Source organism: Streptomyces sp. NPDC041970 (assembly GCF_055588985.1).
In genome coordinates, this window is record NZ_JBVJCD010000012.1 from 14,203 (window position 1) to 33,260 (window position 19,058).

Genomic DNA, 19,058 nt, shown 5'->3' on the forward strand with positions numbered 1-19,058 from the left:
GTCCCCCTCCCCCCCCCCCCCCCCCTCCCCCCCCCCCCCCCCCCCCCCCCCCACCCCCCCCCCCCCCCCCCCCCCCCCCCCCCCCCCCCCGGGGAGCCGGTCCTAGAACGCCGGGCGCGTCCCGGAGCGGCGCACCGAGTAGGCGACGAAGCCGGCGCCGATGCCCAGCAGGCAGGTGCCGCCGATGAGGTACGGGGCGGCCTCCGGGCCGGGTCCGGTGTCGGCGAGCCGAGCGCCGTCAACGGGGGCCGGGCGCTCGTCGGACGCGTACCGCGCCACCGGGTCGGAGGCCGCGGCCGGCGCCTGCGGCGGGGGGCCGTCGCCGGTCGCGTTGGCCGACGGGACGAACCAGAACGCGGTCAGCAGGGTGCCTGCGGCGGTGGCGGTCAGGAGTGTGCGACGAGCGACGGACACGGATTGGATCCCCTTGCGACAACCATGAGTTAGCCCCGTGGGCCGATGCTAAGCAAAGCAGCGGGTCGGAGGAAAATCGCGGCCCCGACGCCCCTTACGCTCCCGTCATGAGCACAGAAGAGACATCCAGATTTGTTCGCCTTCGCGTGGAGATGGTGTTGGAGATCACCGACTCCGACGCCCTGACCGGCGCCGCCCTGGAGAGCGTCGCCGCCGAGTACGGAGAGCCCGTGGGCGAGGCGGCCGGGGGCGAGGGGGCCGAGGAGCGGATGCATGTCGAGGCCACCGTGCGGGCAGACGGAGCAGAGGCGCTCGCCTCCCTGGTCGACCCCTTCGACCTGGTGAGCGAGGTGCCGGGGGTCGAGCTGGCCCAGGCCTCCTGGAGCAGCGAGAGCATCGCGTACGACCCCGACGGAGAAGGCTGGGACGGTGTCGACGACGACGAGGAGGACGGCCTGTTCCTGCCGCTGGACGAGGGCGACGAGGAGGGGTACGGCGACACGGTCGCGCACAATGGGGGGAACGACGGCGAGGACGGTGACCCCGCGCGGCGGGGCTGACGTGTGAGAACACCGGCCCCGGCCCCGCTCAGCCGCGGACCGGGGCCGCGCTGTGCGGCGGCGGGCGGACGGTCCCGTGCGCGGGGAACCGCGGCCGCCGCCCCCGCGTCGGTGAGTGGTGTTCCCCACATCCTCCGGGGCTGGGGAACGGGAGCACTCGTTCCGGGTGTTACTGGAACATTGACGGGGAACAGCCGTTCGGCGCCCCGTCCGGGGTTTTTGGGGATTCGGCGACGATGGAGAAGCGTGTGATGACGGACAGCAAGCGGCGCAAGGGCCTCATGGCCGTGTCCGCACTGCTCGGTGGCGTACTGGTGCTCTCGGCCTGCGACGACGACGCGGGCGGTAAGGCGAACGCCGGAGGTTCGGAGTCCTCGCAGTCGCAGGAAGTGGACAAGGCCGCGGCCGAGGACGCGTCCGAGGCCCAGATAACGATCCAGCCGAAGAACGGCGCCACCAACGCCAGCATCAACAACGCGGCGCAGGTCTCCGTCACCAAGGGCAAGCTCACCGAGGTCATCATGACCACGGCGGACGGCGAGCCGGTCGAGGGCGCGCTGGCCGCCGACGGGTCCAGTTGGAAGCCCGCGGGCCAGCTCGAGCGGTCCACCACGTACAAGATCACCGCCACCGCGGCCGACGCGAAGGGCCGCGAGGCCCACGAGAACAGCTCCTTCACCACCGTCTCGCCCGACAACAGCTTCATCGGGAACTTCACCCCCGAGGACGGCTCCACGGTCGGCGTCGGGATGCCCGTCTCGATCAACTTCAACAAGCCGATCACGGACAAGAAGGCCGTCCAGAGCGGCATCACCGTGACCTCCAGCAGCGGCCAGGAGGTCGTCGGGCACTGGTTCAACTCCCAGCGCCTGGACCTGCGCCCGCAGGAGTACTGGAAGGGCGGCTCCACCGTCACGCTGAAGCTGGCGCTGGACGGCGTCGAGGGCGCGGACGGCGTCTTCGGCGTGCAGCAGAAGACCGTGACCTTCAAGGTCGGCCGCAACCAGGTCTCGACCGTCGACGTGAAGACCAAGACGATGACCGTCACCCGCGACGGCAGCACGGTCAAGACCATCCCGATCTCGGCGGGCTCGCCCGACAACCCCACGTACAACGGCGAGATGGTGATCTCCGAGAAGCACAAGGAGACCCGGATGAACGGCGCCACCGTCGGCTTCACCGACGACGACGGCAAGGGCGAGTACGACATCAAGGACGTGCCGCACGCGATGCGCCTCTCCACCTCCGGCACCTTCATCCACGGCAACTACTGGGGCAAGGGCATCTTCGGCAAGGTCAACACCAGCCACGGCTGCGTGGGCCTCGCCGACGCGAAGGGCGCCGACGACCCGAACCAGCCCGGTGCGTGGTTCTACGAGAACTCCCTGGTCGGCGACGTGGTCATCGTCAAGAACTCCCCGGACAAGACCATCACCCCGGACAACGGCCTCAACGGCTGGAACATGGACTGGTCGCGCTGGAAGGCCGGCTCCGCCGTCTGACCCCCGCCTCTCCACCCCCGTCCCCGCCCGAAGGCGGCGGCCCCCGAGCGCTCCGGGGCCGCCGCCTTCGGCGTGGGCGCGACCGGCCGCCGCCGTACGCGCCCCCGCACGCCGGTACGCCCGTACGCCCGCGGGGCGCGTACGGCGGCGAGCGTGTCAGTCCGTCCGGCCGGCCAGGGCGGCGCGGTAGCCGAGCAGGTCGCTGCGCCGGACCTGGCGGACCCCGGCCAGGTCCTCGTCCCGCTGGACGGGGCAGCCGGAGGGCGGCTCCGGCGCTCGCGCGCGGGCGGCCGCCGGGTGCCGGAGCGCGTACCAGGGCCGGAGCGGCAGCCACAGCAGCCCGTACAGCCAGCGCAGCACCAGCCGCCGGAAGCCCGGACGCCCCGCGTCGGGCAGCCGGATCACCCGGACCCCCATGATCAGCTTCCCGGCGCTCGCCCGGACGGCCATCGTCAGCAGCACCTGGTTGGCGAAGGACAGCGCGAGCGACTGGACGACCGGCAGCACGGTCCGCCACCCCGTCCCGGCGGTGTCCGGACCGAAGCGCACCAGCAGCCCCACGGACAGCAGGCACAGGTAGCAGTCGAGTCCCACGGCCAGACACCGCCGCGCGGCCCCCGTGCCCTTGGGGACGCGCGGCTGCCCCGGCGCGCCGGGCGCGGGGCGGGGCGCGGAGGGCGGACCGCCCCGCCGGACCGCACGCCCCGCGTGCGCGGGGTACGCGGCGGGCGACAGCGCGCGGGCGTACGGGGATGAGGGCGGCGGCGGGGGCGGGGCGTGCGGGCTGGGCCGCAGAACCCCGTTCTTCGCGCGTAGCGCCGCGTACGACGTCCGTGACTGATCAGGAGGCTGCCCGCTCCGACGCCCCCGCGGCTTCGACATGGGGAGCATCATGACCGAACGCCAGGTGGCGTGTCGTGGTTCCTGACGGGTAACTACGGCGCCCGCCCGGTGCCGCCCGGCCCGCGGCAGTGGTCGGCGCCGCTGTCCGGTGTGACCTCCGCCACGCGGCGGCCGGGGCGCGCGGGGCGGCCGCGGACGCGCGCGGACCCGGCCGAGCGGCCGGTCAGGGGCCCGTGCGCGCCCGCGTACGACGGTGATGGTCAAGCTCATTGCGGCGCAGGGCGACAGGGGCCCGCACGCGCCCGCGTACGCCCCCCCCGGCGGCCTCGCATCCGGCCGATCATGGTCAATATGTGGATGGTCCTCGAAGATCATCGGATCGCGCTGGACAATCGGTTCGTACGAAGGTCCTCCCCGTCGCTCCTCCGGGCGACGGCCGCGTCTCCCTCGCACGAGGGGGCCGCGGGCCCCCGGCGGGGGAGGCGGACCGATGGCGCCTCCCTCGGGACGACGGGGCGCCGACACGCACGAGCCGACCACGGAAGGTCTGATCAGATGCCGGTCATCCCCGACCCCGCACAGTCGAACGACGCCGCCCACCGGGTCATCGAACCGCTCTACGCCGAGATCCTGCGGCGCAACCAGGGTGAGCGGGAGTTCCACCAGGCGGTCCGCGAAGTGCTGGAGACGCTCGGGCCGGTGCTGACGCGGCGCCCCGAGTTCGTCGACGCCCGCATCATCGAGCGGATCTGCGAGCCCGAGCGCCAGTTGATCTTCCGGGTGCCGTGGTCGGACGACGCCGGCGACATCCACGTCAACCGCGGCTTCCGGGTGGAGTTCTCCAGCTCCCTCGGCCCCTACAAGGGCGGCCTGCGCTTCCATCCCTCGGTCAACCTCGGCATCGTGAAGTTCCTCGGCTTCGAGCAGATCTTCAAGAACGCCCTCACCGGTATGCCCATCGGCGGCGGCAAGGGCGGCGCGGACTTCGACCCCAAGGGCCGCTCCGACGCCGAGATCATGCGGTTCTGCCAGTCCTTCATGACCGAACTCCACCGCCACCTGGGGGAGTACACCGACGTCCCGGCCGGGGACATCGGCGTGGGCGGCCGGGAGATCGGCTACCTCTTCGGCCAGTACAAGCGGATCACCAACCGGTACGAGTCCGGCGTCCTCACCGGCAAGGGCCTCGGCTGGGGCGGCGCCCAGGCCCGCACGGAGGCCACCGGCTACGGCACGGTCATGTTCACCGCCGAGATGCTGCGCAGCCGGGGCGAGTCGCTGGAGGGCCAGACCGTCGCGGTCTCCGGCTCGGGCAACGTGGCCATCTACGCCGTCGAGAAGGCCCAGCAGCTCGGCGCGACCGTGGTGACCTGCTCGGACTCCGCCGGTTACGTCGTCGACGAGAAGGGCATCGACCTCGCGCTCCTCAAGGAGATCAAGGAGCGGGGGCGCGGCCGGGTCTCGGAGTACGCCGAACGCCGCGGCGCGCACGCCCGGTTCGTCCCCGGCACGGGCGTCTGGTCGGTCCCCGTGGACGTGGCCCTGCCCTGCGCGACGCAGAACGAACTCCTGGAGGGCGACGCGCTGACCCTCGTGCGCAACGGGGTCAAGGCGGTCGCGGAGGGCGCCAACATGCCCACCACCCCCGAGGCGGTCCGGGTCTTCCAGGAGGCGGGCGTCGCCTTCGCCCCCGGCAAGGCGGCCAACGCGGGCGGGGTGGCGACGAGCGCGCTGGAGATGCAGCAGAACGCCTCCCGCGACTCCTGGACCTTCGCCCACACCGAGGAGCGGCTGGCCGAGATCATGCGCCACATCCACGACTCCTGCTACACGACCGCCGAGCGCTACGGAAGCCCCGGCAACTACGTGGTGGGCGCGAACATCGCGGGCTTCGAACTGGTGGCGGACGCGATGCTGGCGCAGGGCCTGATCTGACGTCGCGTCGAGTCGCGCGGAGCGGGCGGGAGTTCGCGCACGGGGGCGGGGTGCGGGTCCGCGTGCGGGGGTGAGGCCGAGGTTCGCGTACGCGGGCGGGCGCGGCGGCCTGGTGTCTTGTCCGGGTTCGCGTACGGGGGTGGGCGCGGGCCGGTCTCGCGGCGGGGCGCGTACGGGGGTGCGGGGGGCCTCGTGCAGGGGCGTGGGGCCAGGGGTTGCGCGTACGCGTACGGGCTCCGCGTCCGAGTCCGCGTACGGAGCGCCCGGCCCGGTCCACGTCACGGAACTTCGCCGACAGCAGATCAGCCGGGAGCGCAACGCCCGACCCCCACGGGAGCGGGTCGGGCCTCCTAGGCTGGGGCGGTGAGCATCCGAGCGACGAACCAGGTCCATGTGATCCCGCTGCGCCCGCCGGCGCCGAGCCCGCCCCCGGAGCCGCTCTGGCGCGACCTCGTGGGGGAGGTGCTGCGCTGTGAACGCCGGGCGCAGGGGCGGACGTTGAAGGACGTGTCCGACGCGGCGCGGATATCCATGGCCTACCTCTCCGAGGTGGAGCGGGGCCGCAAGGAGGCCTCGTCGGAGGTCCTGGCGGCCGCCGCCCAGGCGCTCGGGCTGAGCCTCGCGGACGTGCTGGCCCTGGCCGGCGAGCGGCTGGTCCGCCTCGCCGGGGCGCGGTCCCGCCCGCTCACCGCCCCCGCCGCCCGGTCCGCAGGGTCGGCGCGCCCGATGGGCGGAGTCCTGCTGGCGGCCTGACCGCCTCGTGGCACGGGGTGGCGGCGGTCAGGCGGGGCGGGTCCGCCCACGCGGGGCGGCGCCCCCATGGGCCCCCATGGGCGGCGGCCACACGGGGCGGCACTCGCCGGCGCGCCGCCCACGTCGCCCATGTCGCGCCGCCCACCTCACGCCGCCCACCTCACGCCGCCCACGCCGCGCCGGTCAAAGGGCGGCCGCTCCGGTCAGGGGGCGGCCCGCTCCGCGTCCCCGTCGACGTCCACCGGCCGGGACCCGTCGGCGAGCGCCCGTACCTCGGCGGCCACCCCCGCGAACCGCTCGCGCGGGATGTCGTGGCCGACGCCCGGCTGGAGGACCAGGCGCGCGCCGCGGATCGCCTCGGCGGTGGCGCGGCCCGCTGAGGGCTTGAGCAGCGGGTCGTCGACGCCGTGCAGGACGAGGGTCGGGACGCGCAGCTCGGCCAGGGGCGGCCCGCTCCAGGCCGCGCCGATCTGGCGGGACTGGGCGTCCGGGTCCGCGATGCCGGTGTCCGCGTCGGCGGTGATCCGCTCCAGCGTCCCCGCCTCGTCGAACGGGTAGCCCGGCGACGCGCACAGCCGGGCCACCGCGAGCCCCGCCGCGATCCTCTCCTCCCGGTCCCGGCCGGGCTTGATCCGCGCGAACCTGGCGAGCGTGGACAGGCGCAGATGCCGGAACGCCCCCAGCCCGCCGACATCGCTCGGCAGCGCGGCCGACGAGGTCAGGGTGCGCACCCGGTCCGGGTGGCGCAGGGCGACGCGCTGGGCGACGACGCCCCCCATCGAGTGGCCGAAGAGGTGCGCGGACTCCCAGCCGAGCGCGTCCAGCACGGCCACGGCGTCGTCGGCCAGGTCCTCGGCGGTGTACGCCGGGCTGCGGCGGGCGGCCAGGGCGGTGAACGGGTTGCCCCGCGCGGCGCTCCTCGTCAGGCGGGTGGACTCGCCCGCGTCCCGCTGGTCGTAGCGGACGACGGCGAAACCGGCGTCGGCGAAGGCCGAGCAGAGCCCCTTCGGCCACCAGTGCCGGGAGACCGCGAGGCCCATCACCAGCAGGAGCGGTTCGCCCGCCGCACCTTCTTGGAGGCGGTCGTGGGCGAGCTCGACGGCGCCGTTGCGGGCGAAGCGGCGTGCGGTCCAGGTCATGGCGGGCCCTTCTCCAGAAAAACTGCGATCGGTGTTCGCAGTATTAGACTACCGGAGGACCCAGGACCACCCGAGACGACGAAGGCGACGGGCAGTGACCGAACGCGAGCCCCGGCCCACCGTCTGGTCGCGCCCCGAACGCGGCACCCGCGGCCCCGTCCCCGAACGCAGCCGCCCCCAGATCACCGCCGCCGCCGTCGCCCTCGCGGACGCGGAGGGGCTGGACGCCGTGTCGATGCGCGCGCTCGCGCAGCGGCTGGGGACCGGGCCCGCCTCGCTCTACCGCTACGTCGGGAGCCGCGACGACCTGCTGGACCTGATGGCGGACGCGGTCGCCGGGGAGATCGACCTCTCCGCCGGGCCCAGCGGCGACTGGGTCGCCGACCTGGTGGGCCTGGCCCGCCAGTCCAGGGCCGCGCACGTACGGCACCCCTGGCTCGCCGACCTGTTCGACCGGCGGGGCGAGGTGCTGGGCCCGCACGCGATCGCCTACCTCGACCACGCCCTCGCCCTGCTGGCCCCCGCGCCGGGCGACGGTCGGCAGAAGCTGGAGGCGATCGGGCTGCTCGGCGGCCTCGCCACCCTCTTCGCCCGCCGCGAGGCCGTCGCCACCGCGGACGGCGGCCCGCCCGCCCAGGCCGCCCACCTGGCGCGCGTCGCCGCCGAGGGCCGCCACCCGCACCTCGCGGCCGCCCTCGCGACGGCGGGCCCGCCCCCCTCGGCGGCCCCCGCCGAACGGGACGCCCTGTTCGAACGGCTCCTGCGCCGCCTGCTCCCGGCGATGCTCGGATAGCGCGCGCCCGCCGGACGCGGGCTGCGTACCGGCGGGCGCGGGCGGAAGCGGTCAGCCCTCGACGGGGGCCACGCCGATCGGGCACGAGACGCCCGTGCCGCCGATACCGCAGTAACCGCCCGGATTCTTGTCCAGGTACTGCTGGTGGTGCGCCTCCGCGGGCCAGAACGGGCGGCCCTCGGCGGGCAGGATCTCCGTCGTGATCGCGGAGTGGCCCGAGGCCGTCAGGACCTTCTGGTACGCCTCGCGGGAGGCGGCGGCCGCGGCGGCCTGCTCGGGGGTGTGGGGGTAGAGCGCGGAGCGGTACTGGGTGCCCACGTCGTTGCCCTGGCGGAAGCCCTGCGTGGGGTCGTGCGACTCCCAGAACAGCTTCAGCAGCTCCTCGTACGAGACGACCCGCGGGTCGAAGACGACGCGCACCGCCTCGGTGTGCCCGGTCAGGCCCGAACAGGCCTCCTCGTACGTGGGGTTCTCCGTGTAGCCGCCCTGGTAGCCCACCAGCGTCGTCCAGACGCCCTCGGTCTGCCAGAACTTCCGCTCCGCGCCCCAGAAGCACCCCAGCGCGAAGTCCGCCACCTCCAGGCCCTCGGGATACGGCCCCGCCAAGGGGTTGCCGAGGACCGTGTGGCGGTCGGGGACGGTGAACGTGGGGACGGGACGGCCGCGCAGGGCCTGCTCCGGGGTGGGGAGCTCGGGGGTGCGGCGGTTCAGGAACATGCGGGTGGCTCCTCCGGGGTCGGGTTCGCCCCGTACAACAAGGGACCGGCCGCCGGGATTCCGCCGGGCCCCGCCCCGGAGACCCGGCGCCCCCGCGCTCAGCGCGACAGCGTCGCCGGGCTGCCGCCGTTCGCCTCGTACCCCGCCACCGCCAGCGCCCGGTAGACCGTGTACTGCGCGGCCGGGTCCGGGCCCTGCGTCCACGGCAGCGCGCCCACGTGGCCGTCGACGAGGACGAGTTGGTGCACCGCCTCCGACCAGCGCTCCATGTGCACCAGGAACAGCACCAGCAGATGCCGGACGTGGGCGAGCATCGGGTCGTCCGGGCGGGCCGCGTGCACCGCGAACATCGCGCCCTCCACCGCCTTGGTCACCACCTGGCCGCGGTAGAAGCCCTGCACCAGGTTGACCTCCGGCAGGTGCTCGTACACCGCGAACAGCGGCAGCGCCGCCAGCAGCGAGCCGCGCGGGGCGCGGGCGGCGGCCGCCGTGGCGAAGCGCTCCGCCTCCGCGCGCGAGCCGTGCCACTTCTCGCAGTGGTAGCGCAGCGCCGCCAGGTGCGCGCCCAGGTGCGCCGGGGCCCGGTCGATGACCTTCGCCCACACCTGGTCGAACTGCTCCGGGGTGTAGCCCAGCCCGCGGGCGACCGCCAGCTCCACGATGTACGGCACCGGATCGCCGGGCGCCAGGAGCGCCGCCTCGCCGCAGACCGTACGGGCCTCCTCCAGGATGATCCGGAAGTCGTCGCTGCCCGCCGAGGACGACCGCCACGCCTGCTGCACCAGGAACTCCGCGTGCACCGCCGCGCCGCCCGCGTCCTTCGGGGCCTCCGCGCGCCAGGACCGCAGCCACGCCCCGCCCTCGCCCGGCCGCCGCGCCAGCTCCAGCGACGCGGCCCCCGCGAAGGCCTGGACCCGCTGCCAGCGGACCTCGCCCTCCTTCGGGGTGCCGGCCAGCAACTGGGCCGCCGCCCGCCAGTCCTGGGCGGCCTGCACGACCTCCAGCACGTCCAGGAGGTCCTGGTCGGGCCCCGGCATCCGCACGTCCAGCTCCTCCTGGCGCACGAAGCCGTACGCGTCCGGGTCGGCGGCGTCCGGCGAACCGGGGGCCACCTGGCGGACACCGCCCCGGCGGCGCATGACCCAGGGGCCGATCACCGCGGCGATCATGCACAGCGCGAACAGGAACCACAGAATCTCCATGGCTCCATTGTCACCGGTGCGGCGAGTGGCCGGTGCGGCTCCTCGGGACGAACTACGCTCGGCCCCATGAGCGACCAGCACAGCTTCGAGACACTGGCGATCCACGCGGGAAACACCGCCGATCCCCTCACCGGCGCGGTAGTCCCGCCCATCTACCAGGTGTCCACGTACAAGCAGGACGGCGTGGGCGGACTGCGCGGCGGCTACGAGTACAGCCGCAGCGGCAACCCGACCCGCACCGCCCTGGAGGAGAACCTGGCGGCCCTGGAAGGCGGCCGCCGCGGCCTCGCCTTCGCCTCCGGCCTCGCCGCGGAGGACTGCCTCCTGCGGACGCTGCTGACCCCCGGAGACCACGTGGTCATCCCGAACGACGCCTACGGCGGCACCTTCCGGCTGTTCGCGAAGGTCGCCTCGCGCTGGGGCGTGGAGTTCTCGGTCGCCGACACGTCGGACACGGCCGCGGTGCGGGCCGCGATCACCCCGCGCACCAAGGCGGTCTGGGTGGAGACCCCGTCCAACCCGCTGCTCGGCATCACCGACATCGCCGCCGTGGCGCAGGTGGCGCGGGAGGCCGGGGCGCGGCTGGTCGTCGACAACACCTTCGCCTCCTCCTACCTCCAGCAGCCCCTGGCCCTCGGCGCGGACGTCGTCGTGCACTCCACCACCAAGTACATGGGCGGCCACTCCGACGTCATCGGCGGCGCGCTGATCGTGGACGACCCGGAGCTGGGCGAGGAGCTGGCGTACCACCAGAACGCCATGGGCGCGGTCGCCGGCCCCTTCGACGCCTGGCTCGTGCTGCGCGGCGTCAAGACCCTGGCCGTCCGCATGGACCGGCACACCGAGAACGCCGCCAAGGTCGTCGACCTGCTCACCCGGCACCCCAAGGTCTCCCAGGTCCTCTATCCGGGCCTGCCCGACCACCCCGGCCACGAGGTCGCCGCCAAGCAGATGCGGGCGTTCGGCGGCATGGTGTCCTTCCGGGTCGCGGGCGGCGAGGAGGCGGCGGTCGCCGTCTGCGACCGGGCGCGGCTCTTCACGCTCGGGGAGTCCCTCGGCGGCGTCGAGTCGCTGCTGGAGCACCCCGGCCGGATGACGCACGCCTCCGCCGCCGGCTCCCCGCTGGAGGTCCCCGCCGACCTGGTCCGGCTCTCCGTCGGCATCGAGAACGGCGACGACCTCGTCGCCGACCTCACCCAGGCCCTCGGCTGACCCCGCGTACGCGCACCCGCCCCCGCCCCGCTCACCGCGCGGGCGGGGGCGGCCTCACCACTCCTCCAGCGGCGGGGTCACCTGCGCCGGCTCCGGGGCCCACGGCTGCTCGACCCCGGCCCAGACGAGGAACACGGCGAGCACCGCGCCCAGCAGCCACCCCGCCGTCCGGTTGACCGCCCGGCGCAGCCGCAGCCTCCGCGCCCCGCGCCGCACCGCCCGCTCCGCCAGGTCCGGCGGCAGGGCCGGGCGCGGGCCGTCCAGCATCCGGCGGAGCCGCTCCGCCCGCGGGTCGCGCCCGGCGCTCACGGCGTCGTCCGGGGGGCCGCCCCCGGACCGGGCGGGCGCAGGGCGGCCACCGAGCGGGCGCAGACCGCGCGGACCCGGTCCGCCGGCAGGCCGAGCAGCGCCGCCGTCTGCTCCTCGCCGACCTCCTCGTACACCCGCAGGACCACCACCAGCCGCTCCCACGGGGTGAGCCGCCCCAGGACGCCGCCGCGCGACCGCCGGTGGCTCCGGGCCCGGCGGGCGAAGCGCAGGGCCAGCTCCCGGCGGGCCAGGTCGTAGGGGTCGCCGCCGCGCAACCGGTCCCAGTCGGCGTACGTACGGGCCAGCGCCGCGCAGAGCAGCCGCTCGGCCCGCGCGTTGGCGCCGGGCGGGACGGGCGGTTCGGCGGTCAGCAGCGTCGCCGTGTGCAGCAGCCGGCCGCCCGCGCCCGCCACGAAGGCCTCGAACTCCTGGGCGCGGAGCCGGTCCCGGTGCGTCGCCCGCTCCTTCATGGACCACATCCGAGCCCCGGCGCACCGCCGGGGTCAAGAGGCCGGACGCGACCGGGCGCCGGGCGTCAGTCCGCCTGCGACGGCTGGTACGCCGCCTGGCGGGCGGCGAGCGAGGCGTTGAACCGGGTGAGCAGGGCGCAGAAGGTGTCCCGCTCCTCCCGCGTCCAGCCGTCGGTCACCTGTTCCATCAACGCGCGCCGCGAGGCGCGCACCTCCTCCAACCGGGCCTGGCCGCGGGGCGAGAGCTGGAGCACCACGGCCCGGCCGTCCTCGGGGTGGGAGGCCCGCTTGACCAGGCCGGTGTCGACGAGCGGCGCGACCTGCCGGGTCACCGTCGAGGAGTCGATGCCCATCCCGGCCGCCAGCGCCTTGACCCCCATCGGGCCCTCCCGGTCCAGCCGGTTCAGCAACAGGTACGCCGCCCGGTCCATCGAGTTGCGGACCTGGCCGACGCCCCCGAGGCGGGTCTGCTCGGCGCGGCGGGCGAACACGGCCACCTGGTGCTGGAGCGCGTCCAGCAGGCGTTCGGGGGCCGGGAGTTCGGGGATCGCGCCCCCGGAAGGAGACGCAGCAGTCGTCATGTCCTGTGGGGGCATGGCCGGGGGCTCTCTTCATGCGGTGTCGGATGGGTGGGGGACAGAGTACGCGGCTCGGGGGCAACGCGTACCAGTGCCGCACAAACCTGCGGACACCGCCCCGGACCGCCCGCAGACCCGTCCGCCGGGCGCCGCCGGAGCTGCAAGACTTGCGGCATGACCTTCCGCGCGACCCCATCCCGTCCGGCCCTGATCCTCGACGACGTCCGGGGCGCGCAGAAGATGCTGTCCGGGGTGGTGCGTACGACCGCCCTGGAGGGCAGCCGCCACCTCTCCGGGCTGGTCGGGTCCCCGGTGCACCTCAAGTGCGAGAACCTCCAGCGCACCGGCTCCTTCAAACTGCGCGGCGCGTACGTGCGGATCTCCGGACTCACCCCGGAGGAGCGGGCGGCCGGGGTGGTCGCCGCCAGCGCCGGGAACCACGCGCAGGGCGTCGCCCTCGCCTCCACCCTGCTCGGGGTGCGGTCCACCGTCTTCATGCCCCTGGGGGCGCCCCTGCCCAAGGTGGCCGCGACCCGCGAGTACGGGGCCGAGGTCCGCCTGCACGGCCAGGTCGTCGACGAGACGCTGGCCGCCGCCCAGCGGTACGCGGAGGAGACCGGCGCGGTCTTCATCCACCCCTTCGACCACCCCGACATCATCGCCGGGCAGGGCACGGTCGGCCTGGAGATCCTGGAGCAGTGCCCGGAGGTGCGCACCATCGTCGTCGGCATCGGCGGCGGCGGACTCGCCGCGGGCCTCGCCGTCGCGGTGAAGGCGCTCCGCCCCGACGTGCGCGTCGTCGGCGTACAGGCCGAGGGCGCGGCGTGCTACCCGCCGTCGCTCGCCGCCGGTCACCCGGTCTCCCTCGACGCCCAGGCCACGATGGCGGACGGCATCAAGGTGGGCCGCCCCGGCGACGTGCCGTTCCCCCTGATCGCGGAGCTGGTCGACGAGGTCCGCACCGTCACCGAGGACGAGCTGTCGAGCGCGCTGCTGCTCTGCCTGGAGCGGGCCAAGATGGTCGTCGAGCCGGCCGGGGCCAGCCCGGTGGCCGCGCTCCTCAGCGACCCGAAGGCGTTCCGGGGGCCGGTGGTGGCCGTGCTGTCGGGCGGCAACGTCGACCCGCTGCTGATGCAGCGCATCCTGCGGCACGGGATGTCCGCGGCGGGCCGCTACCTGAGCCTGCGGCTGCGGCTCACCGACCGTCCGGGAGCGCTCGCCGCGCTGCTGGCCGCGTTGAGCGCCGCCGACGCCAACGTCCTCGACATCGGCCATGTGCGCACCGACCCGCGCCTCGGGCTGACCGAGGCGGAGGTCGACCTGCACCTGGAGACCAAGGGCCCCGAGCACTGCGCGCAGGTCGAGGCGGCGCTGCGCGCGGCGGGGTACCGGGTGACGGGCTGACCTCCCCCGGCCGGGCGACCCTCTTCGCGCCGACTGGCCGGAATCCGCCGGTTCGTCGGGCGGCGCCGCCCCGTCGCTCCTAGGATCTGCTCAGGAAGCCGTCACCGGCGGCGCCGACCGCGAGCGACGGGGGAGCCCCCATGCCAGGTGCGATCCACGCCGAGGGCCTGGTGAAGACCTTCGGCGACGTACGAGCCCTGGACGGCGTCGACCTCGACGTGCCCGAGGGGTCCGTCCTCGGGCTGCTCGGCCCCAACGGCGCGGGCAAGACCACCGCCGTACGGGTGCTGACCACCCTGCTGCGCCCCGACAGCGGCCGGGCCGTGGTGGCCGGGATCGACGTGCTGAAGAAGCCCAACGACGTACGCCGGTCGATCGGGCTCTCCGGGCAGTTCGCCGCGGTCGACGAGTACCTGACCGGCCGGGAGAACCTCCGGATGGTCGGGCAGCTCTACCAGATGAGCGCACGGGACGCGAAGGCCCGCGCGGGCGTCCTGCTGGAACGGTTCCACCTCGCGGACGCCGCCGACCGCACGGCCAGGACGTACTCCGGCGGGATGCGCCGGCGCCTGGACCTCGCGGCCGCGCTCGTCGTCTCGCCGCCGGTCATGTTCATGGACGAGCCCACGACCGGCCTCGACCCGCGCAACCGGCAGCAGCTCTGGGACGTCATCGAGGAGCTGGTCGCCGGCGGTACGACGCTGCTGCTGACCACGCAGTATCTGGAGGAGGCCGACCGCCTCGCCCACGACATCTGCGTCATCGACCAGGGCAGGGTCATCGCCCGCGGCACCTCCGACCAGCTCAAGGCCCGCACAGGCGGCGAGCGCGTCGAGGTCGTCGTGCACCGCCCCGACGAGATCGGCCCCGCGCGGGAGGTGCTGGCCGCCCTCGGCCGGGGCGAGGTCGCCGTCGCCCGGCTCTCGCGCAAGCTGACCGTCCCGGTGAGCGGCGGGGCCAGACTGCTGGCCGAGGTCATCCGCGAGCTGGACGGCCGGGGCGTGGAGATCGACGACATCGCCCTGCGCCGCCCCACCCTGGACGACGTCTTCCTCTCCCTCACCGGCCACGCCGCCGAGAACCCCGAGGCGGAGGACGACGGGGGCGGCGGTGCGCGGCCGCCGCGCACCGGCGGCTCCCGGAACGAGGAGGAGGCCCCGTGAGCACGACCGCCGAGAACGCCCGGCCGCTGGCCCCCCGTCCGGCGGGGGGCGTCACGCAGTCCGTGAAGGACTCCCTCGTCGTCGCCCGGCGCAATCTGATCCGCATGACCCGGATCCCCGAAATGGTGATCTTCGGGCTGGTCCAGCCGATCATGTTCGTGGTGCTGTTCACCTACGTCTTCGGCGGCTCGATCAGGGTCGGCGGCTCCATCTCACCGCAGGACTACCGCGAGTTCCTGATGGCGGGCATCTTCGCCCAGACGGTCACCTTCGCCACCGCCGGCGCCGGGGCGGGCATCGCGGACGACATGCACAAGGGGCTCATCGACCGCTTCCGGTCCCTGCCGATGGCCCGCGGCGCCGTCCTCACCGGGCGCACGCTGGCCGACCTCGTGCAGACCACCCTCACCCTCGTCGTCCTGGCGGGCGTCGCCCTGATCGTCGGCTGGCGGACCCACGAGAACGTCGGCAAGGTGCTGCTCGGCTTCCTGCTGCTGCTCCTGCTCGGGTACGCGTTCTCGTGGATCGGCGCGCTGATCGGCCTCACGGTGCGCACCCCGGAGGCGGCCACCTCCGGCGGGCTGATCTGGCTGTTCCCGCTGACGTTCATCTCGAACGCCTTCGTGGACGCCAACCAGATGCCGGCCTTCCTGCGCCACATCGCGGAGTGGAACCCCTTCAGCGCGACCGTGCAGGCCTGCCGCGAACTGTTCGGCAACCTCCCGCCGGGCTTCGTGACCCCGGACGCCTGGCCGATGCGGCACCCGGTCCTCGCCTCGGTGCTGTGGTCCGTCGTCATCCTGGCGGTCTTCCGGACCCTCGCCGTCCGCAAGTACCGCTCGGCGGCCGTCTGACCGCGGGCACGCCCTGGTCTGCGGGCGGCCGCGTACCCGCGGCCGCCCGTACAGGCGCCGCGCCCGCTCAGTCGAGGCAGAACTCGTTGCCCTCGACGTCCTGCATCACGAGGCACGACTCGTTGACGCCGTCGGCGGGCAGGAGCCGTACGCGCACCGCGCCGAGCGGGACCAGCCGCGCGCACTCGGCCTCCAGCGCCGCCACACGCTCCTCGCCCACGAGCCCGGTGCCCGCCCGTACGTCGAGATGGACCCGGTTCTTGACGACCTTGCCCTCGGGGACGCGCTGGAAGTACAGGCGCGGGCCCACCCCCGCCGGGTCGGCGCACGACGCGGACGCCGGGACCCGCTGCTCGGAGGAGGACGCGCGATCGAATGCGTCCCACGTGGCGAACCCGTCCGGCGGCGGCGCGACGTATCCCAGCGCCTCGGACCAGAAACGGGCCACGCGCACCGGCTCCGCGCAGTCGAAGGTGATTTGGACCTGCTTGATCGATGGCATCGGCCCATCGTAGGGACGGGCTCCCGTCACCACCACGGCTTTTCCCGCCCTGAGCCGGGCGCGCCCCGCCCGGCTCAGCAGCGAGCCCCCCGACCGTCCTCGGCCGGGGGGCTCGCACGTCGTGCGGGGCGCGGGGTCAGCCGGTGTACGGCTTCGCCGCCAGGATCTTCACGGAGGCGGTCTTGCCGTTCGGCAGCTCGTACTCCGCCTCCTCGCCCGTCCGCTTGCCGTTCAGGCCGATGCCGAGCGGGGACTGCGGGGAGTACGTCTCGATGTCGCTGCTGGCGTACTCGCGGGAGGCGAGCAGGAAGGTCATCGTGTCGTTCTCGTCGCCGTCGAAGGCGATGGTGACGACCATGCCGGGCTCGACCACGCCGTCGTCGGCCGGCGCCTCGCCGACCTTCGCGTGCTCCAGGAGCTGGGTGAGCTGGCGCACCCGGAGCTCCATCTTGCCCTGCTCCTCCTTGGCCGCGTGGTACCCGCCGTTCTCCCGGAGGTCACCCTCCTCACGGGCCGCCGCGATCTTGACGGCGATCTCCGTGCGCGCGGGACCAGACAGGTACTCCAGCTCGGCCTTGAGCTGGTTGTACGCCTCCTGCGTGAGCCAGGTGACGTTCTCGCTGGTCTGGGTCACAGGTGCTCCTCGTCGGTGCTGGGAATACAAAGCAACGCCCTACCCAGAAGCATGTGCCTCCACGGGTGGGCGAAACCACGAGCCTAACAATTCCGCAGGAAAAGGGGGAGAAGGTAAACGACCACACGCTCGACCGCGCTGGCCCGGCCAACATCGCCGCAGGTCAGAGCAGGTATGGCCGGATCAGTTCGCCGGACCGTCGTCAGCCGTGCAGCCCATCGGCTCGATCGCGGTCGCGCGGGAGCGGGTCACCACGGCCACGATCTCGTCGATCCGCTCCTCGGGCCGGTCGAACCGGACCTCCTTGCGGCCCACCTCCGAGCCGTCCTCGCTGAGGGCCCGCACCACGCAGTAGCCGTGGCCGCCGCGGTCCTTGCGGACCTCCAGGTGCACCTCGGCCCGCGCGTCGGAGACGACCTTGAACTTGATCATCTCGGCGCTGATGCCCTGGCCGCCCACGTAGTCGTAGCCGATCCAGCCGACCATCCCGAGCAGCGCGACGCCCAGCACCGAGCCGACGATCTTCAGCCCGCGGTCCGTGCGCCGGTCCTCGGTGCGGCCGTACCGCCCCTCGGGCGTGGTCCCGCGAACCGCTGTCATGATCGTTCCCTCCGGGTCGGGCTCAAGGAATTTTCCGGCCCCCCGGTCAGTCACTATAGAAGTCACCCGCACGTCACCCGACCGCGCCCCGCACCGGCGTCGCGCGGGCCGGCACCTCTCCACCAGCGACCCGAGCGACCGATGACTGAGGATCGAGCTTTGACTGAGCAGCTACGACTGATGGCCGTTCACGCCCACCCCGACGACGAGTCGAGCAAGGGCGCGGCCACCATGGCCAAGTACGTGTCCGAGGGGGTGGACGTGCTGGTCGTGACCTGCACGGGAGGCGAGCGCGGCTCCATCCTCAACCCGAAGCTCCAGGGTGACGCGTACATCGAGAAGAACATCCACGAGGTCCGCAAGAAGGAGATGGACGAGGCCCGGGAGATCCTGGGCGTCCAGCAGGAGTGGCTGGGCTTCGTCGACTCCGGGCTGCCCGAGGGCGACCCCCTGCCGCCGCTGCCCGAGGGGTGCTTCGCCCTGGAGGACCCGGAGCTCGCGGCCGGGCGCCTGGTGGCGAAGATCCGCGCCTTCCGGCCGCAGGTCATCACCACGTACGACGAGAACGGGGGCTACCCGCACCCCGACCACATCATGACGCACACGATCTCGATGATCGCGTTCGACGGTGCGGCCGACGCGGAGAAGTTCCCCGAGGACGAGTTCGGCCCGGTCTGGCAGCCGCTGAAGCTCTACTACAACCAGGGCTTCAACCGGCCGCGCACCGTCGCGCTCCACGAGGCGCTGCTGGCGCGCGGGCTGGAGTCCCCGTACGGCGAGTGGCTGGAGCGCTGGAAGGAGTTCGAGCGGGTCGAGCGCACGCTGACCACGCACGTCCCCTGCGACGAGTTCTTCGAGATCCGCGACAAGGCGCTGATCGCGCACGCCACGCAGATCGACCCCGAGGGCGGCTGGTTCCGGGTCCCGATGGAGGTCCAGCGGGAGGTGTGGCCGACCGAGGAGTACGAGCTGGCGAAGTCCCTGGTCGATACCTCCCTCCCCGAGAGCGACCTCTTCGCGGGCATCCGCGACAATGCCTGATATGTACGCGACCCAGGCACTGACGCACCTCGTCCCGTTCGCCGCCGACGAGCTCGACAAGAACAAGGTGACCCCCGGCGTCCTCGGCTTCCTCGTCTTCGCCGCCCTCGCCGTCGGCGTGTGGCTGCTGATGAAGTCGATGAACCGCCACATGGGCAGGGTCGACTTCGAGGAGGCCCCCGACCCGGCCGCGGCGCCCGCCGGACCGGAGACCTCCCAGGCCCCCTCCCGCCCCTAGGGGCGTCCGGCGGATCAGAGCCGGGTCCGCGTCGCCTGGCACGGCGCCGCGCGGCGTTGCCGGAACGCCCGAAGCGCTCCGCGACGAGGGCATTCCGGCGCCGTGCGGTGCACCGCACCGGACACCGCTGCCTGTCCGGCCCTGATCCGCCGGCCCCCCTAGCGAGGACCGCGGCGCACGGGGCGCCCGCGCGAC

Annotated in this window: 22 protein-coding genes; 11 read left to right on the forward strand and 11 right to left on the reverse strand. The window is 74.0% G+C overall.

Going from position 1 to position 19,058, the window contains the following annotated elements; all coding sequences use genetic code 11:
- Positions 1 to 102 precede the first annotated feature (102 nt).
- Entirely contained in the window at positions 103 to 414 is a 312-nt protein-coding gene (locus tag ACZ6EJ_RS09260) for a hypothetical protein (protein WP_469265668.1), read from the reverse strand.
- A 107-nt stretch (positions 415 to 521) separates the two neighbouring features.
- On the opposite strand from ACZ6EJ_RS09260, the gene ACZ6EJ_RS09265 reads away from it, so the two are divergent.
- Together ACZ6EJ_RS09265 and ACZ6EJ_RS09270 are read left to right on the forward strand one after the other, a co-directional pair.
- Positions 522 to 974, forward strand: a complete 453-nt coding sequence (locus ACZ6EJ_RS09265; RefSeq protein WP_469265669.1) for a hypothetical protein — start codon at positions 522 to 524, stop codon at positions 972 to 974.
- Between the two features lie 236 nt (positions 975 to 1,210).
- The gene (locus ACZ6EJ_RS09270) at positions 1,211 to 2,476 is read left to right on the forward strand and encodes a L,D-transpeptidase (RefSeq protein ID WP_469265671.1); all 1,266 of its coding nucleotides are present in this window, start codon (positions 1,211 to 1,213) and stop codon (positions 2,474 to 2,476) included.
- Between the two features lie 156 nt (positions 2,477 to 2,632).
- On the opposite strand, the gene ACZ6EJ_RS09275 is transcribed toward ACZ6EJ_RS09270, so the two are convergent.
- Positions 2,633 to 3,070 carry an RDD family protein gene (locus ACZ6EJ_RS09275; RefSeq protein ID WP_469265673.1) on the reverse strand — a complete coding sequence of 146 codons (438 nt, stop codon included), beginning with the start codon at positions 3,068 to 3,070 and terminating at the stop codon, positions 2,633 to 2,635.
- Positions 3,071 to 3,874: 804 nt separating this feature from the next.
- Between ACZ6EJ_RS09275 and gdhA the strand changes: the two genes are divergently transcribed.
- Together gdhA and ACZ6EJ_RS09285 are read left to right on the forward strand one after the other, a co-directional pair.
- Positions 3,875 to 5,254 carry an NADP-specific glutamate dehydrogenase gene (gdhA, locus tag ACZ6EJ_RS09280; RefSeq protein WP_469265674.1) on the forward strand — a complete coding sequence of 460 codons (1,380 nt, stop codon included), beginning with the start codon at positions 3,875 to 3,877 and terminating at the stop codon, positions 5,252 to 5,254.
- Between the two features lie 363 nt (positions 5,255 to 5,617).
- Positions 5,618 to 6,007, forward strand: a complete 390-nt coding sequence (locus tag ACZ6EJ_RS09285; RefSeq protein ID WP_469265675.1) for a helix-turn-helix domain-containing protein — start codon at positions 5,618 to 5,620, stop codon at positions 6,005 to 6,007.
- A 203-nt stretch (positions 6,008 to 6,210) separates the two neighbouring features.
- Here ACZ6EJ_RS09285 and ACZ6EJ_RS09290 read toward each other — a convergent pair whose 3' ends face one another.
- Positions 6,211 to 7,146 carry an alpha/beta fold hydrolase gene (locus ACZ6EJ_RS09290; RefSeq protein ID WP_469265676.1) on the reverse strand — a complete coding sequence of 312 codons (936 nt, stop codon included), beginning with the start codon at positions 7,144 to 7,146 and terminating at the stop codon, positions 6,211 to 6,213.
- Between the two features lie 94 nt (positions 7,147 to 7,240).
- Here ACZ6EJ_RS09290 and ACZ6EJ_RS09295 point away from each other — a divergent pair, with 94 nt between their 5' ends.
- Complete coding sequence (locus tag ACZ6EJ_RS09295) at positions 7,241 to 7,939, forward strand: TetR/AcrR family transcriptional regulator (protein WP_469265678.1); 699 nt, start codon at positions 7,241 to 7,243, stop codon at positions 7,937 to 7,939.
- A gap of 51 nt (positions 7,940 to 7,990) precedes the next feature.
- Here ACZ6EJ_RS09295 and msrA read toward each other — a convergent pair whose 3' ends face one another.
- Together msrA and ACZ6EJ_RS09305 are read right to left on the reverse strand one after the other, a co-directional pair.
- Complete coding sequence (gene msrA / locus ACZ6EJ_RS09300) at positions 7,991 to 8,656, reverse strand: peptide-methionine (S)-S-oxide reductase MsrA (protein WP_469265679.1); 666 nt, start codon at positions 8,654 to 8,656, stop codon at positions 7,991 to 7,993.
- A 98-nt stretch (positions 8,657 to 8,754) separates the two neighbouring features.
- Positions 8,755 to 9,858 (reverse strand): hypothetical protein, encoded by a 1,104-nt coding sequence (locus ACZ6EJ_RS09305; protein WP_469265681.1) that lies wholly within the window; start codon positions 9,856 to 9,858, stop codon positions 8,755 to 8,757.
- A gap of 66 nt (positions 9,859 to 9,924) precedes the next feature.
- Here ACZ6EJ_RS09305 and ACZ6EJ_RS09310 point away from each other — a divergent pair, with 66 nt between their 5' ends.
- Positions 9,925 to 11,070, forward strand: a complete 1,146-nt coding sequence (locus tag ACZ6EJ_RS09310; RefSeq protein ID WP_469265683.1) for a cystathionine gamma-synthase — start codon at positions 9,925 to 9,927, stop codon at positions 11,068 to 11,070.
- Between the two features lie 54 nt (positions 11,071 to 11,124).
- Here ACZ6EJ_RS09310 and ACZ6EJ_RS09315 read toward each other — a convergent pair whose 3' ends face one another.
- The 3 genes from ACZ6EJ_RS09315 to ACZ6EJ_RS09325 form a co-directional block, all read right to left on the reverse strand.
- Positions 11,125 to 11,379 carry a hypothetical protein gene (locus ACZ6EJ_RS09315; RefSeq protein WP_469265684.1) on the reverse strand — a complete coding sequence of 85 codons (255 nt, stop codon included), beginning with the start codon at positions 11,377 to 11,379 and terminating at the stop codon, positions 11,125 to 11,127.
- Positions 11,376 to 11,849, reverse strand: a complete 474-nt coding sequence (locus tag ACZ6EJ_RS09320) for a sigma factor-like helix-turn-helix DNA-binding protein (protein ID WP_469265686.1) — start codon at positions 11,847 to 11,849, stop codon at positions 11,376 to 11,378. Before ACZ6EJ_RS09320 ends, ACZ6EJ_RS09315 begins: the two co-directional genes overlap by 4 nt.
- A 65-nt stretch (positions 11,850 to 11,914) precedes the next feature.
- Positions 11,915 to 12,445 carry a MarR family winged helix-turn-helix transcriptional regulator gene (locus tag ACZ6EJ_RS09325; RefSeq protein ID WP_469265687.1) on the reverse strand — a complete coding sequence of 177 codons (531 nt, stop codon included), beginning with the start codon at positions 12,443 to 12,445 and terminating at the stop codon, positions 11,915 to 11,917.
- A 156-nt stretch (positions 12,446 to 12,601) separates the two neighbouring features.
- Here ACZ6EJ_RS09325 and ilvA point away from each other — a divergent pair, with 156 nt between their 5' ends.
- The 3 genes from ilvA to ACZ6EJ_RS09340 all read left to right on the forward strand — a co-directional run bounded on the left by ilvA (position 12,602) and on the right by ACZ6EJ_RS09340 (position 15,848).
- The gene (gene ilvA / locus ACZ6EJ_RS09330; protein WP_469265689.1) at positions 12,602 to 13,831 is read left to right on the forward strand and encodes a threonine ammonia-lyase; all 1,230 of its coding nucleotides are present in this window, start codon (positions 12,602 to 12,604) and stop codon (positions 13,829 to 13,831) included.
- A 140-nt stretch (positions 13,832 to 13,971) separates the two neighbouring features.
- Positions 13,972 to 14,994, forward strand: coding sequence for an ATP-binding cassette domain-containing protein (locus tag ACZ6EJ_RS09335; protein WP_469265691.1), 1,023 nt, complete (start codon positions 13,972 to 13,974; stop codon positions 14,992 to 14,994).
- On the forward strand, positions 14,991 to 15,848 hold the full coding sequence (locus ACZ6EJ_RS09340) for an ABC transporter permease (RefSeq protein WP_469265693.1): 858 nt from the start codon (positions 14,991 to 14,993) through the stop codon (positions 15,846 to 15,848). The genes ACZ6EJ_RS09335 and ACZ6EJ_RS09340 overlap by 4 nt, the downstream gene beginning before the upstream one ends.
- A 67-nt stretch (positions 15,849 to 15,915) precedes the next feature.
- Here ACZ6EJ_RS09340 and ACZ6EJ_RS09345 read toward each other — a convergent pair whose 3' ends face one another.
- From ACZ6EJ_RS09345 to ACZ6EJ_RS09355, 3 genes are all read right to left on the reverse strand, one after another.
- Entirely contained in the window at positions 15,916 to 16,350 is a 435-nt protein-coding gene (locus tag ACZ6EJ_RS09345; RefSeq protein WP_469265695.1) for a VOC family protein, read from the reverse strand.
- A gap of 136 nt (positions 16,351 to 16,486) precedes the next feature.
- Entirely contained in the window at positions 16,487 to 16,984 is a 498-nt protein-coding gene (greA, locus tag ACZ6EJ_RS09350; RefSeq protein WP_469265697.1) for a transcription elongation factor GreA, read from the reverse strand.
- Positions 16,985 to 17,167: 183 nt separating this feature from the next.
- On the reverse strand, positions 17,168 to 17,584 hold the full coding sequence (locus ACZ6EJ_RS09355; protein WP_469265699.1) for a DUF4307 domain-containing protein: 417 nt from the start codon (positions 17,582 to 17,584) through the stop codon (positions 17,168 to 17,170).
- 159 nt (positions 17,585 to 17,743) lie between these two features.
- On the opposite strand from ACZ6EJ_RS09355, the gene mca reads away from it, so the two are divergent.
- Together mca and ACZ6EJ_RS09365 are read left to right on the forward strand one after the other, a co-directional pair.
- Positions 17,744 to 18,625: a mycothiol conjugate amidase Mca gene (mca, locus tag ACZ6EJ_RS09360; protein WP_469265701.1), complete on the forward strand. Its 882-nt coding sequence runs from the start codon at positions 17,744 to 17,746 to the stop codon at positions 18,623 to 18,625.
- A 1-nt stretch (position 18,626) separates the two neighbouring features.
- Positions 18,627 to 18,863: a hypothetical protein gene (locus ACZ6EJ_RS09365; RefSeq protein WP_469265703.1), complete on the forward strand. Its 237-nt coding sequence runs from the start codon at positions 18,627 to 18,629 to the stop codon at positions 18,861 to 18,863.
- Positions 18,864 to 19,058: the final 195 nt, after the last annotated feature.